Source organism: Mycobacterium sp. VKM Ac-1816D (assembly GCF_000416385.1).
Lineage (GTDB): Bacteria > Actinomycetota > Actinomycetes > Mycobacteriales > Mycobacteriaceae > Mycobacterium > Mycobacterium neoaurum_A.
Map to the genome: position 1 here is coordinate 89,504 of NZ_AOHQ01000110.1, position 13,482 is coordinate 102,985.

The window sequence follows — 13,482 nt, forward strand, 5'->3', positions numbered from 1 at the left end:
GCAACACCGAAGACACGTACTCCAACGGGCAGGCTCCAATGGGCAGGAAAGGCGACCGATGACCCCCCCGCATAACTACCTCGCCGTTATCAAGGTGGTCGGCATCGGCGGCGGCGGCGTCAACGCCGTCAACCGGATGATCGAGCACGGACTCAAGGGCGTTGAGTTCATCGCCATCAACACCGATGCGCAGGCATTGTTGATGAGCGATGCCGACGTCAAACTCGATGTCGGTCGCGACTCCACCCGCGGTCTCGGCGCAGGCGCCGACCCCGAGGTGGGCCGCAAGGCCGCCGAGGACGCCAAGGACGATATCGAGGAACTGCTGCGCGGCGCCGACATGGTGTTCGTGACCGCGGGTGAGGGCGGCGGTACCGGTACCGGCGGCGCCCCCGTCGTGGCGACCATCGCGCGCAAGCTCGGCGCGTTGACCGTCGGCGTGGTGACCCGCCCGTTCTCCTTCGAGGGAAAGCGCCGGTCCAACCAGGCCGAGAACGGCATCAACGCGCTGCGCGAGAGCTGTGACACGCTCATCGTCATCCCGAACGACCGGCTGCTGCAGATGGGCGATGCCGCCGTCTCGCTGATGGATGCCTTCCGCAGCGCTGACGAGGTGCTGCTTAACGGTGTCCAGGGCATCACCGACCTGATCACCACGCCAGGCCTGATCAACGTCGACTTTGCCGACGTCAAGGGCGTGATGAGCGGTGCCGGCACCGCCCTGATGGGTATCGGCTCGGCGCGCGGTGACGGACGGGCGCTCAAGGCCGCCGAGATCGCCATCAACTCCCCGCTGCTGGAAGCATCGATGGAGGGCGCCCAGGGCGTGCTGCTCTCGGTCGCCGGCGGCAGCGACCTCGGTCTGTTCGAGATCAACGAGGCCGCCTCGCTGGTGCAGGAGGCCGCCCATGCCGAGGCCAACATCATCTTCGGCACCGTCATCGACGATTCGCTCGGTGACGAGGTGCGTGTGACGGTCATCGCGGCCGGTTTCGACAGCACCGGACCGAGCCGTAAACCCGTTGTCGGCGAAGGCACCTCGGGTGTGGCATCCGGCACGGCGGGCAAGGTTCGCTCCAGCATCTTCGAGCCGGCCGACGCCATGTCGGTGCCGGCGCACACCAACGGCGCGACGGTGAAGATCGGTGGCCCCGACGACGGTGGCATCTCCGATGACGACGTCGACGTGCCGCCGTTCATGCGCCACTGACGCGGACGTGCCCGCCCGGGTCCGGCGCGTCACCACCACCCGCGCGGGTGGGGTGTCGAAGCCGCCATTCGACACGTTCAACCTCGGCGATCACGTCGGCGACGATCCGGCTGCGGTGGCGGCCAACCGGAAACGGCTGGCCTCCGCACTCGGTCTCGCCGCTGATGCGGTGGTGTGGATGAACCAGGTCCACTCCGACCGCGTCGCCGTGGTGGACGGTCCGCAGCGTGCCGCGCTGCCCGACACCGACGCGGTGGTGACCACCGCGCGGGGTCTGGCGTTGGCCGTGATCACCGCCGACTGCGTCCCGGTGCTGCTGGCCGACGCCCGTGCCGGCGTGATCGGTGCGGCCCATGCCGGCCGGGTCGGTGCGCAGCTCGGCATCGTGGAGCGCACCCTGGAGAAGATGGTCGAGGCGGGTGCACAGGTCGCCGATGTGTCGGTGCTGCTCGGACCGGCGGTCAGCGGCCGCCAGTACGAGGTACCCGAGCAGATGGCCGCCGAGGTGGAGAAGACGCTGCCGGGTAGCCGGTGCCGGACCGCCCGCGGCACACCGGGGCTCGATATCCGGGCCGGGCTGGTGGGCCAGCTGCAGCGCCTCGGCGTGACGTCGATCGATGTGGATCCCCGCTGCACGGTCTCCGACCGGGCGCTGTTCAGTCATAGGCGCGGCGCGCCGACCGGCCGCCTTGCCTCCCTGGTGTGGATGGAATGAGCGAGCACCGCGATTCGGAGTTGGCCGGCTCGCTGGCGGCGGTGCGGGCGCGGTTGGCCCGGGCGGCCGATGCGGCGGGCCGTAGGGTCCACGACATCGAGCTGCTGCCGGTCACCAAGTTCTTCCCGGCCACCGATGTGGCCATCCTGCATCGGTTGGGGTGTGCCGACTTCGGCGAGTCCCGCGAGCAGGAGGCCGCGCGCAAGGTCGCCGACGTGGCTGCGCAGTTCCCCGGTGACCAGATCCGCTGGCACATGATCGGCCACATCCAACGCAACAAGGCCCGCGCGATCGCCCGCTGGGCGCACACGGTGCACTCGGTGGACAGCGCCAGGGTGATCGCCGCGCTGGGGGGTGGTGCCGAACAGGCGTTGGCCGACGGTCAGCGCGCGACGCCGCTACGGGTCTATCTGCAGGTGAGTCTCGACGGTGATCCCGATCGCGGTGGGGTCGACATCGGCAACACCGATCTGGTCGACGAGCTGTGTGCCGCAATAGATGCCATCGATTCCCTCGAGTTCGCCGGGTTGATGGGCATCCCGCCGCTGGACTGGGACGCCGAGGACGCCTTCGTCAGATTGGCCGCCGAACACGACCGTGTGCAGCGGTCCTATCGGCACCCGTTGGGCCTGTCGGCGGGGATGTCCGGCGATATGGAGATTGCTGTGCGACACGGATCCACGTGTGTGCGTGTCGGAACCGCGTTGATGGGGCAACGTCCTCTAACGTCACCCTGAGTAGTCACTCCAGTCACATCTTCATCACAGACAACACAGACACAAGTCGTTAAAGGGGCAGGCGATGAGCACTCTGCACAAGGTCAAGGCCTACTTCGGTATGGCGCCGATGGACGATTACGACGACGAGTACTACGACGACGAGCGCCCCGCCCGCGGCGGGTACCCGCGCCGCGGCGCCGAGGACCGTTTCGATGAGGACGGCTACGGCCGGGAAGGCCGCGACCTGCGTGACGCCCGCGGCTTCGAGGACCGCGTCCCGTCCCGCGACTACGACGACATCCCCGGCGCCTACCGCGGCGGCTATGGTGACGCACCGCGCTTCGAGGGCCGCCTGCGCGCCCCGCGCCCCGAATTCGACCGTCCCGCACCGCGGTTCGCCGCACCGACCCGGGGCGCGAGCGCCCTGGCCATGGAGCCGCGCCGGATGGCCGCGCTCTTCGAGGAGGGCAGTCCGCTGGCCAAGATCACCACGCTGCGTCCCAAGGACTACAGCGAGGCCCGCACCATCGGTGAGCGCTTCCGCGACGGCACCCCGGTGATCATGGACCTGGTGTCGATGGACAACGCCGACGCCAAGCGGCTCGTCGACTTTGCCGCCGGGCTCGCCTTTGCCCTGCGGGGTTCGTTCGACAAGGTCGCGACGAAGGTCTTCCTGCTCTCGCCGGCCGATATCGACGTCAGTGCCGAAGAGCGTCGCCGGATCGCCGAGGCCGGCTTCTACGCCTACCAGTAGGGCGGGCACGAGCCCGTCCGCTGGGGGCCAGAACCCCGGCCGGAGCGGCAGGTAGGCTGACGTCGAGGGCATGAAGTCCGCTTCTGTGCCCGAATGTCGCTCTACCTGCCCTGCTCATCCGCCGTAGTGAGGTTCGGCTCCCTTGTCGATGGTCTTTCAAATACTTGGTTTCGCCCTGTTCGTCTTCTGGCTGTTGCTGATCGCACGGGTCGTGGTCGAGTTCATCCGGTCCTTCAGTCGGGATTGGCATCCGCGCGGCGCGACGGTGGTGATCCTGGAACTCATCCTGACGGTCACCGATCCGCCGGTGAAGCTGCTGCGCCGGCTCATCCCGCAGCTGACGATCGGCGCCGTGCGATTCGATCTGTCGATCATGGTGTTGCTGCTGGTCGCGTTCATCGGCATGCAGCTGGCATTCGGCGCGGCGGCCGGTACCGCCTGACCTGTACAGCGACGGTCGGCTGCGGCGTGGGAGATTGAAATTCGCTCTTAATTATGAGGCTCCTGTGCAACCGCCGGGTCAGCTGTGACAGGATGGACGCCAGTTACTTCTACCGACGCTTTACACTTTGAAACCGGTTGACGGTCCAGACTTCAAGGGGGCAGAGAATGCCGCTCACTCCAGCCGACGTTCACAACGTCGCGTTCAGTAAGCCGCCCATCGGCAAACGTGGTTATAACGAGGACGAGGTAGACGCCTTCCTCGACCTGGTCGAGAACGAGCTGACCAGGCTCATCGAGGAGAACGCCGACCTTCGTCAGCGCGTCTCCGAGCTCGACTCCGAGCTGGCCGGCGCGCGTGCCGGTGGTGGCGTGGCCGCCACCCAGACGCTGCCGCCCTACCAGGCGCCGCAGCCCGAGGCCGAGCCCGAGCCGGTGTACGAGGCGCCCGCCGCGCCGCAGCCGGTGGTCCAGGCAGCTCCGGTGTCGGAGGATCATCACGTCCGCGCGGCCAAGGTGCTGAGCCTGGCCCAGGACACGGCCGATCGCCTTACCAGCACCGCGAAGGCCGAGTCGGACAAGTTGCTCGCCGATGCGCGGGCCCAGGCCGACGCACTGGTCAGCGAGGCGCGCCAGACCGCGGAGACCACGGTTGCCGACGCGCGCGCCAAGGCCGACGCGTTGCTCTCCGACGCGCAGAACCGCTCCGAGACGCAGCTGCGTCAGGCTCAGGAGAAGGCGGATGCCCTGCAGGCCGATGCCGAGCGCAAGCACTCCGAGATCATGGGCACCATCAACCAGCAGCGCACGGTGCTGGAAGGCCGCCTCGAGCAGTTGCGCACCTTCGAGCGCGAGTACCGGACCCGGCTCAAGACCTACCTGGAATCGCAGCTCGAAGAGCTCGGCCAGCGCGGTTCTGCGGCACCGGTCGATTCCGCGGCCGGTAACGAGGGTGGCGGTTTCAACCAGTTCAATCGCGGCGCGAACTGACCGGGTCGGCACCCACTAGGCTTCGGCGATGCTGATCATTGCGCTGGTTCTGGCTCTTGTCGGACTCGCGGCCCTGGTGGCCGCGGTCGTCACGAGCAACGAGCTGATCGCGTGGGTGTGTATCGGTGCCAGCGTCATCGGTGTGTTGCTGCTGATCGCCGATGCGCTGCGCGCCCGGCGCGGCGGTACCGATGACGACACCGATCACACCGACGGCGCCGATGACCAGGACGCCGTCATCGCGGCCGAGCAGGTGACCGATCCCGTCGAGGACTACCCGGAAGACGAGGCCACCGTGACCCAGCCAGAGTCCGATTCGGCAGCCGACTCCGACCCCGAGATCGCCGGAGTCACCGACACCGACTCGAAGACCGAGACCGAGTCGAACACCGAGGACGACGGCGAGGCCGGCGGCGCGGTCGGCATCTCACCGGATCCGGACGCCCCGCCCAAGAGTTGATCGACGGCGGGCCCGGCGGGTTTGATCGCCGCCGTGCCCGGGTATCCCCGCGCCCGTGAATCCAACGGACCGGCGAAACCTGTGAGCATCGAGTTCGACAGTGTCGTCCCGCATCGGATCGACGATGTCTTCGCCTGGCACAGCCGTCCCGGCGCGATGCGGCGCCTCGTTCCACCATGGCAGCCGATGACCGTCGTCGCCGAAACCGAGTCGCTTGCCGATGGCAAAGCCGTACTCGGTCTGCCCGGTGGCTTGCGCTGGGTCGCCCAGCACCAGGCCGACGAGTACGACCCGCCACACCGGTTCGTCGATGTGTTGTCCAGCGACGGCCCGATCACCTGGCCGGTACGCGCAGTCGGAACATGGCGGCATACCCACGATTTCGCCGCGGAGGGATCCGGTACCAGGGTCTCCGATCACGTCGAGACGGTGGTTCCTGCCGCCGCGCTGCGTCCCATGTTCGTCTACCGGCACACGCAGCTGGCCGAAGATCTGGCCGCCCACCGGGATGCCGCCGCGGCCGGACTGACACCGCTGACCGTTGCCGTGACCGGTTCCTCCGGGCTGGTCGGCGCCGCGTTGAGTGCCTTTCTCAGCAGCGGTGGGCATCGGGTCATCCGGCTGGTCCGTGGAGCTGCCGCCAATGCCGATGAACGACAGTGGAATCCGGACCAACCTGCGGCGGATCTGCTGTCCGGTGTCGATGCGGTCATCCATCTGGCCGGCGCGTCGATCGCCGGCCGTTTCACCGATGCGCACCGCCGGGCCATCCGGGACAGCCGCATCGGCCCGACCCGCGCGCTGGCCGAGTTGGCCGCCGCGACCGAGAACGGACCGCGAATCCTGGTGAGCGCATCGGCCGTCGGTTTCTACGGCTACGAGCGCGGCGACTCGCTGCTGACCGAGGATGCCTCCCGCGGTGACGGTTTCCTCGCCGATGTGGTGGCCGACTGGGAGGCCGCGACGGCGCCGGCGGCCGACGCCGGCATCCGAGTCGTCAACGTCCGCACCGGCGTGGTGCAATCCGCCAACGGCGGGACGCTGCGGCTGATGCGGCCCTTGTTCGCGGCCGGCCTCGGCGGGCGGTTGGGCAGTGGTAGGCAGTGGTTGGCCTGGATCGGGCTCGACGACCTGCTCGACATCTACCACCGTGCGCTGTATGACACCGAACTCAGTGGCCCGGTGAACGCGGTGGCACCGGTTCCGGTGCGCAACACCGAATACACCGCCGCACTCGGCCGGGTGCTGCACCGGCCGACGCTGCTGCCGGTGCCCTCGTTCGGGCCGAAGCTACTGCTCGGTGCGCAAGGCGCCCGCGAACTCGCCGAGGCCGATCAACGGGTGGTGCCCGCCAAGCTGGAGGCGCGTGGACACCGGTTCCGCCGGCCCACCGTGGACGCCGCGCTGGCTCACGAACTGGGGCACGGCTGACGCGCGGTATAGGCCAGGAACCCGTTCACCAGCGCGTGGAGGCGTCGAGCCGCGTCCACGTGCATATCCCTGGTGCGCGCGCGTAACTCGTCGTGACTCACGCCGAGCGCTCCGGCCTCACCGGCATCGCGGTCATCATCGAGCCAGATCTCCAGCAGCTGCGGGTCCAGCTCGGGGTGGAACTGCAGCCCGACGGTGCGTCCCAGCGCGAATGCCTGCAGTGTCGTTGCCGTTCGGGCTATCTCGACCGCGCCGGGCGGCAATGTGAACCGGTCGAAATGCCATTCGAACCATGGGCCGGGCGGGATCAGTTCGGGTTGATCGGAAACGATGTCATACCAGCCGATCTCGGGCAGTGCCGAGCGCTCGACCGTGCCGCCGAAGGCCTGGGCGAGCAGCTGCCCGCCGAAGCAGACACCCAGCGTCGGGATTCCCGCCGCGGCCGCGTTTCGGACCAGCTCGGTCTGGGCGCCTACCCACGTGGCCTTGAGCGCCTCGTCGTACACCGGCCACCGCGCACCGAGGGGCACGATGACGTCGTAGTGGGTCGGGTCGGGGAAGGTGATGTCGATCGCGGGGGACTCGGCCTGGTCGGCGGGCACGACCGTGAAGGTCGACACATCGAAACCGGCGTCGGCGAAAGCGTTCCCCAGCATCGCCTCGGTGGCGATGGGATCGTTGTGGAGGAAGAGGACGGTGGGTGCCACACCGAGAATCTACTCGTCATCGTGGGACTCGGTAGCGCCGCTCGGGCCGCCCCGAACCGTACTGCAGGCGTAGCTCCACCACACCGGTGCTCAGATAGTGCTCCAGGTAACGCCGCGCACTCACCCGCGAGATCCCGACCAGGTCGGCACATTCGGCCGCGGACACCTCACCGGCACCACGCACGGCGTCGAGTACCAGCCGTCCCGTCTCGGCGCCCAGGCCCTTCGGCAGCACATCGGGTGTGTCCGCGGCGGCGGTGCCGCCGAACAGTGCGTCGACCATGCTCTGGTCCACGCCGCCCTCGGCGGCCAGCGCGTCGGCGCGGGTGGCGAAGGCCACCAGTTTGGCGCGCAGCTGATCGAACTCGAACGGTTTGATCAGGTAGTCGGCCGCGCCACCGTCGAGCGCGCCGCGCACGGTGTCCAGTTCCCTGGCGGCGGTGATCATGATGACCCCGACGTGATCACCGCCGGCCCGCAACCGGTGCAACACCTCCAGACCGGTCATATCCGGCAGGTAGACATCGAGCAGGATCAGCGCCGGGCGCAGCTCGGCCGCCTTCCTCAGCGCCTCGGTACCGCCGCTGGCCACGGCAACGGGTCGGTACCCGTCGATGCGTTCGACGAACCGGCGGTGGATGTCGGCGACCATGAAATCGTCGTCGACGATCAGCACGTCACGCACCGGGCACCACCGTCGCTTCGCTCGCCTGTGCTGTCTTTCCCGTCGCTTCGCTCGCCCGGGGCAGGCGCACCACGAATGACGCGCCACCACCCTCGGCATCGCCGATCTCGGCATGTCCACCGTGCTGGGCGGTCACCAGCCGCACCAGCGCCAGCCCGATACCGCGCTGCTCGGCAGGCCCGCCCGCGGTCTTTGACGTGACCCCGCGGGCGAAAATCTCCTCCCGAAGCGCCTGCGGCACACCGGGACCGGTGTCGCTGACGCTGATGATCAGCCCGTCCCGATCCTCGATCCGCACCGTGACCCTGGCAGGATCCGATCCCACCGACGCCTCGACGGCGTTGTCGATCAGGTTGCCGAGGACCGTGATGACATCGGTGGCCAACGCCGGTGTGAGCGCGCCGAGGCGGCTGCTGGGATCGAGGTGCAGCAGCACGCCGCTCTCGGCGGCCAAGGACGTCTTCGCGATCAGCAGGGCGGCCACCGCGGGATCGGAAACCCGTTGCGTGACGGCGTCATTGATCTCGGCTCGCCGGCGGGTGAGCGTGCCGACCAGATTGTGCACCGCATCGAACTCGCCCAGCTGGACCAGACCCGAGATGGTGTGGAGCTGGTTGGCGAATTCGTGGGTCTGGGCCCGCAGGGTGTCGGTGACGCTGCGGTGTGAGGACAACTGTGCCTGCAGGGCAGCCAGTTCGGTGCTGTCACGCATGGTGGTGACCGTACCCAGGCTGCGCCCTTGGCTCAGAGCGGTGCTGCGATTGAGGGCCAGGATGTGACTGCCGGTCGCGATCACCACGTCATGTTCGTCGGCGTGTTCGCCGGAGCCCGACAGCAGGAACTCCACCACCGCCGGTTCCAGCCCCACCTCATCGGCGCGCCGGCCCACCGCATCGGGGCCGATACCGAGCAGTCGCTGGGCGCTGTCGTTGACGACGGTGATGATGCCGTCGGTGTTGACCGCCACCACACCCTCACGAATGCTGTGCAGCAAGGCCTCCCGATGATCGGCCAGCCCGGCGATCTCGGCGATCTCCAAACCGCGGGTGTGCCGCTTGATCCGCCGGGACAGCAGCCAGGACGCGGCAAGGCCCAATGCGGCGCCCAGTCCGAGATAGATGAGCAGCCGCTCGCCCGCACCGCTGAGCAGTTCCCATGTCGACGGGTAACCTTCGCTGACCGATGCCACCGCCAGCACCTCGCCATCGGTGGACAGGATCGGCACCTGCCCGACCAGACTGTGTGAGCCCGCGACATCCTCGTCACCGAACCAGGCGCGGCCCTCGTCGGCGCGGCTCGGCCCCAGGTCGGTGGCGGCGCCGATCCGTGACGGGTCCGAGGACACCCGCACGGTGCCGTCCGGCCCGAGGATCTCGGCGAGGTCGGCACCCGACAGGGCCACCGCCCGGTCCACCTCCGGCGCCAGGGTGCGTCCGGCGAACGGGTCGTCATAACGTTCGCGGACGATCGGGGTCGATGCCATGTTCTCGGCCACCGCGATCATTCGCTGACCTCGTACCTCGCGGAACTCGCTGGTCGACTGCGCGACCGACACCGCGGCCACCGCGACGAGGACGACTGCCACGACGACAAGTTGAAACGCCAGGAACTGGCCGCCGAGGCTGCGTCCCCAACTCGTGTTCTTAATGACCACAACTTCCTTTGCGTTCATATGAGTGACCTGAGTCACCAGCAGGGTCCAGTATTGCTGAGCATCACAATTGATTGGGGTCGATATGTACGTAGGGCAGTCCGGCGGCCGGCGGATCACGGTCTCGTTGGTCATCGCACTGGTCGCCGCGCTTGTGCTCTCTGCCTGCGGGGTCACCCGCGGCGATGAGTCCGGATTGCACCGGTTGCGGATGATGGTGCCGAACAGTCCCGGTGGCGGTTACGACCTGACCGCGCGCACCGCGGTCAAGATCATGGAAGACGACAAGATCACCGGTCGGGTCGAGGTGTTCAACGTGATCGGCGCCGGTGGCACCGTCGCGATGGCGCGCTTGATGAACGAGCGCGGCAACGGCGACCTCATGATGATGATGGGCCTCGGCGTGGTCGGTGCGGTGTTCACCAACGGGTCCAGCGCCCGCGCCTCGGACGCCACCGCGCTGGCGAAGGTCGTGGAGGAGCAGGAGGGCATCCTGGTCCCGGCCGACTCCCCGTTCCGGACGGTGCAGGACTTCGTCAACGCCTGGAAGGCCGACCCGGCCAAGGTCACCGTCGGTGGTGGGTCCAACCCCGGTGGCCCCGACCACCTGTTCCCGATGGAGACCGCCAAGGCCGTCGGTGTCGACCCGACCAAGGTGAACTTCATCTCCTACGACGGTGGTGGTGATCTGCTGACTGCCTTGCTGGGCAACAAGATTGCAGCAGGTACCTCCGGTCTCGGCGAATACGTCGACCAGATCGAAGCCGGCCAGGTCCGGGTTCTCGCGGTGTCCGGCAGCGAGCGCGTCGAGGGTGTCGATGCCCCGACGCTGCAGGAGGCCGGTATCGATCTGACCTTCACCAACTGGCGCGGAATCCTTGCCCCGCCCGGCATCTCGGATTCCGATCGCGACGCGATGGTGAAGGTGCTCGAAGAGTTGCACGCAACCGATGCATGGAAGGAAGCGCTGGTGAAGAACGGATGGACGGATGCGTTCCTGACCGGTCCGGCATTCGAGGAGTTCCTGGCCGACCAGGACCGCCGGGTCGAGACGACGCTGACCGATCTGGGGCTGGTGTGAGTACCGAAGTGCAGGCCGAGAAGGTGCGGCCGGATTACGCGCAGTACATCGTCTGTGTGGTGATGGTCGCCGTCGGCGCATTCCTCATTTACGACGCCCTGTCGATGCCCGGCGGTTATGCCGAGGTGGATCCCATCGGACCGCGGTTCTTCCCGATCCTCATCGGGACCGGCCTGCTGGTGATGGCCGTCGTCCTTGCCATCGCGATTCCGCGAGGGTCGCGCGGTGAGGCCGATGCGGGTGAGGACATCGATCCGGACATGCCGAGCGACTGGCGCACCGTGGGGATGCTCATCGGACTGTTCGTCATGCTGATCGTTCTGGTGAACCCACTGGGCTGGGCGATCGCCAGCGCGCTGTTCTTCGCAGGCTGCGCCACCGTGCTGGGCAGCCGCCACTACGTCCGCAATATTGCGATCGGCGTCGTGCTGGCGCTGGTGAGCTTCTATGCGTTCTACTCCGGGCTCGGAATCCCGCTGCCCGCAGGCATATTGGATGGGATCCTGTAAATGGAGAATTTCAACTGGCTCCTGCAGGGGTTCGCCGAGGCGGCCACCCCGATGAATCTGCTGTACGCCGCGATCGGCGTGTTGCTGGGCACCGCGGTCGGCGTTCTGCCGGGTATCGGGCCGGCGATGACGGTGGCCCTGCTGCTGCCCATCACCTACAACGTCAGCCCCAGTGCGGCTTTCATCATGTTCGCCGGCATCTTCTACGGCGGTATGTATGGCGGGTCGACGACGTCGATCCTGCTGAACACCCCCGGTGAATCCTCGTCGGTGATCACCGCGATCGAGGGCAACAAGATGGCCAAGGCAGGCCGCGCCGCACAGGCGCTGGCCACCGCCGCCATCGGGTCGTTCGTCGCGGGCGCCATCGGCACCGTACTGCTGGCCGCCTTCGCGCCCGTGGTGTCCCGGTTCGCCGTCACCCTCGGTGCGCCCTCGTATCTGGCGATCATGTTGTTCGCACTCGTCGCGGTCACCGCGGTGCTGGGCTCCTCGAAACTGCGCGGACTGATCTCGCTGCTGCTCGGTCTCGCGATCGGCATCGTCGGTATCGACTCGCTGACCGGTCAGAACCGTGCCACCTTCGGAGTGCCGCTGCTGGCCGACGGTATCGACATCGTCGTCATCGCCGTCGCGGTCTTCGCCGTCGGCGAGGCGCTCTGGGTGTGCGCCCATCTGCGCCGCCGTCCGGCCGATGTCATCCCGGTCGGGCGGCCCTGGATGGGCAAGAGCGACTGGAAGCGGTCGTGGAAGCCCTGGCTGCGCGGTACCGCGTATGGTTTCCCCTTCGGTGCACTGCCCGCTGGTGGTGCGGAGTTGCCGACCTTCTTGAGCTACATCACCGAGAAGAAGTTGAGCAAGCATCCCGAGGAGTTCGGCAAGGGTGCCATCGAGGGTGTCGCCGGTCCGGAAGCGGCGAACAACGCCTCGGCCGCGGGCACTCTGGTGCCGATGCTGTCGCTGGGTCTGCCGACCAATGCCACCGCGGCCGTCATGCTGACCGCGTTTGTCTCCTACGGAATCCAGCCCGGTCCCACGCTGTTCGACAAGGAACCGCTGCTCATCTGGACGTTGATCGCCAGTCTGTTCATCGGCAACTTCATGTTGCTGGCACTGAACCTCCCGTTGGCGCCGCTGTGGGCCAAGCTGCTGCGCACCCCGCGGCCGTACCTGTACGCCGGAATCCTGTTCTTCGCCGCGCTCGGAGCCTTTGCGGTCAACCTGCAGCCGCTGGATCTGTTGCTGCTGCTCATCTTCGGGTTGATGGGTTTGATGATGCGCCGATTCGGACTTCCCGTGCTGCCGTTGATCATCGGTGTGATCCTCGGCCCGCGAATCGAGCGCCAGCTGCGACAGAGCCTGCAGCTCGGCGGCGGCGACTGGAGCAGCCTGTTCACCGAGCCGGTCGCGATCGTCACCTACGTCCTCATGGCGCTGCTGCTGCTGGCCCCGCTGGTGTTGCGTCTGTTCAACCGCAGCGAGGAGAGCCTGTTGATCGTCGAGGATGACAAGGACCAGAAGACGAAGGCGGGCCAGCTGTGACCGACCGACGCGTGTGTGAGGAGCAACAATGATTGTCATCGGTTACACCGCAGACCAGTTCGGGCACGCTGCGTTGGAGCACGGCATCGCCGAGGCGACACTGCGCAAGACCAGCCTGTTGGTGATCAACTCGACCTCCGGTGAGTCATACGTGGATTCGCGGTTCGCCGGCGGTGCCGAGGTGCGCGATGTCGAGGCACGGCTCGCCGAGTGTGGTGTCGAATACGAGCTGCGTCAGCCCGTCGGGGTGGACGCGGTCGACGAGCTGCTGACCGCGATGGATGCCCCGGACGCCGAGGTGCTGGTGGTCGGGATTCGCCATCGCAGCCCGGTGGGCAAGCTGCTGCTCGGCAGCGTTGCCCAGAAGCTCATCCTGGAGTGTCCGAAGCCCGTGCTGGCGGTCAAGCCCGCGGAGTGATGCGTCGTTCATCACGAATCATCCTGTCGCTCAGGATCATCCACCGCTTCTTCGGGGTGGCTGAGTAGTTCTTCTGGGTGGAAGTGGTGGTTGATGGTGTTTTGGCCGGTGTCCAGTAGTGGTGGTGGGTGCCAGTGGACGCGGCCGGTGGTGGGGTCGATGGTGGTGG

At 67.5% G+C, this 13,482-nt stretch carries 15 protein-coding genes; 12 read left to right on the forward strand and 3 right to left on the reverse strand.

Annotation, left to right across the window (positions count from 1 at the left end):
- The first annotated feature begins 58 nt into the window (after positions 1–58).
- From ftsZ to G154_RS03435, 8 genes are all read left to right on the forward strand, one after another.
- The gene (gene ftsZ / locus G154_RS03400) at positions 59–1,210 is read left to right on the forward strand and encodes a cell division protein FtsZ (protein WP_023985968.1); all 1,152 of its coding nucleotides are present in this window, start codon (positions 59–61) and stop codon (positions 1,208–1,210) included.
- A 7-nt stretch (positions 1,211–1,217) separates the two neighbouring features.
- A complete protein-coding gene (gene pgeF / locus G154_RS03405; RefSeq protein WP_019513258.1) occupies positions 1,218–1,925 on the forward strand; it encodes a peptidoglycan editing factor PgeF in 708 nt (235 codons plus the stop codon).
- Positions 1,922–2,662: a YggS family pyridoxal phosphate-dependent enzyme gene (locus G154_RS03410; protein ID WP_019513257.1), complete on the forward strand. Its 741-nt coding sequence runs from the start codon at positions 1,922–1,924 to the stop codon at positions 2,660–2,662. The genes pgeF and G154_RS03410 overlap by 4 nt, the downstream gene beginning before the upstream one ends.
- 64 nt (positions 2,663–2,726) lie before the next feature.
- Positions 2,727–3,398: a cell division protein SepF gene (locus G154_RS03415; RefSeq protein WP_019513256.1), complete on the forward strand. Its 672-nt coding sequence runs from the start codon at positions 2,727–2,729 to the stop codon at positions 3,396–3,398.
- A gap of 142 nt (positions 3,399–3,540) precedes the next feature.
- Entirely contained in the window at positions 3,541–3,840 is a 300-nt protein-coding gene (locus G154_RS03420; RefSeq protein WP_023985967.1) for a YggT family protein, read from the forward strand.
- Between the two features lie 167 nt (positions 3,841–4,007).
- Positions 4,008–4,829, forward strand: coding sequence for a DivIVA domain-containing protein (locus tag G154_RS03425; RefSeq protein WP_019513254.1), 822 nt, complete (start codon positions 4,008–4,010; stop codon positions 4,827–4,829).
- A 28-nt stretch (positions 4,830–4,857) separates the two neighbouring features.
- Entirely contained in the window at positions 4,858–5,289 is a 432-nt protein-coding gene (locus tag G154_RS03430) for a hypothetical protein (RefSeq protein ID WP_019513253.1), read from the forward strand.
- Positions 5,290–5,370: 81 nt separating this feature from the next.
- Positions 5,371–6,720 (forward strand): TIGR01777 family oxidoreductase, encoded by a 1,350-nt coding sequence (locus G154_RS03435; protein WP_023985966.1) that lies wholly within the window; start codon positions 5,371–5,373, stop codon positions 6,718–6,720.
- Here G154_RS03435 and G154_RS03440 read toward each other — a convergent pair.
- From G154_RS03440 to G154_RS03450, 3 genes are read right to left on the reverse strand one after another with little or no spacing between them, the layout of a single operon-like run.
- On the reverse strand, positions 6,699–7,427 hold the full coding sequence (locus G154_RS03440) for a type 1 glutamine amidotransferase (protein ID WP_019513251.1): 729 nt from the start codon (positions 7,425–7,427) through the stop codon (positions 6,699–6,701). The genes G154_RS03435 and G154_RS03440 overlap by 22 nt on opposite strands.
- Positions 7,428–7,443: 16 nt before the next feature.
- Positions 7,444–8,112 carry a response regulator gene (locus tag G154_RS03445; RefSeq protein WP_019513250.1) on the reverse strand — a complete coding sequence of 223 codons (669 nt, stop codon included), beginning with the start codon at positions 8,110–8,112 and terminating at the stop codon, positions 7,444–7,446.
- Positions 8,105–9,784 (reverse strand): ATP-binding protein, encoded by a 1,680-nt coding sequence (locus G154_RS03450; protein WP_045546612.1) that lies wholly within the window; start codon positions 9,782–9,784, stop codon positions 8,105–8,107. The genes G154_RS03445 and G154_RS03450 overlap by 8 nt, the downstream gene beginning before the upstream one ends.
- A 64-nt stretch (positions 9,785–9,848) precedes the next feature.
- Between G154_RS03450 and G154_RS03455 the strand changes: the two genes are divergently transcribed.
- The 4 genes from G154_RS03455 to G154_RS03470 are packed head-to-tail and all read left to right on the forward strand — an operon-like array spanning position 9,849 to position 13,313.
- The gene (locus G154_RS03455) at positions 9,849–10,844 is read left to right on the forward strand and encodes a tripartite tricarboxylate transporter substrate binding protein (protein ID WP_019513248.1); all 996 of its coding nucleotides are present in this window, start codon (positions 9,849–9,851) and stop codon (positions 10,842–10,844) included.
- Entirely contained in the window at positions 10,841–11,353 is a 513-nt protein-coding gene (locus G154_RS03460) for a tripartite tricarboxylate transporter TctB family protein (RefSeq protein ID WP_019513247.1), read from the forward strand. Before G154_RS03455 ends, G154_RS03460 begins: the two co-directional genes overlap by 4 nt.
- The gene (locus G154_RS03465) at positions 11,354–12,895 is read left to right on the forward strand and encodes a tripartite tricarboxylate transporter permease (protein WP_019513246.1); all 1,542 of its coding nucleotides are present in this window, start codon (positions 11,354–11,356) and stop codon (positions 12,893–12,895) included. It begins immediately after the preceding gene.
- Between the two features lie 28 nt (positions 12,896–12,923).
- Positions 12,924–13,313, forward strand: a complete 390-nt coding sequence (locus tag G154_RS03470; protein WP_019513245.1) for a universal stress protein — start codon at positions 12,924–12,926, stop codon at positions 13,311–13,313.
- Positions 13,314–13,482: the final 169 nt, after the last annotated feature.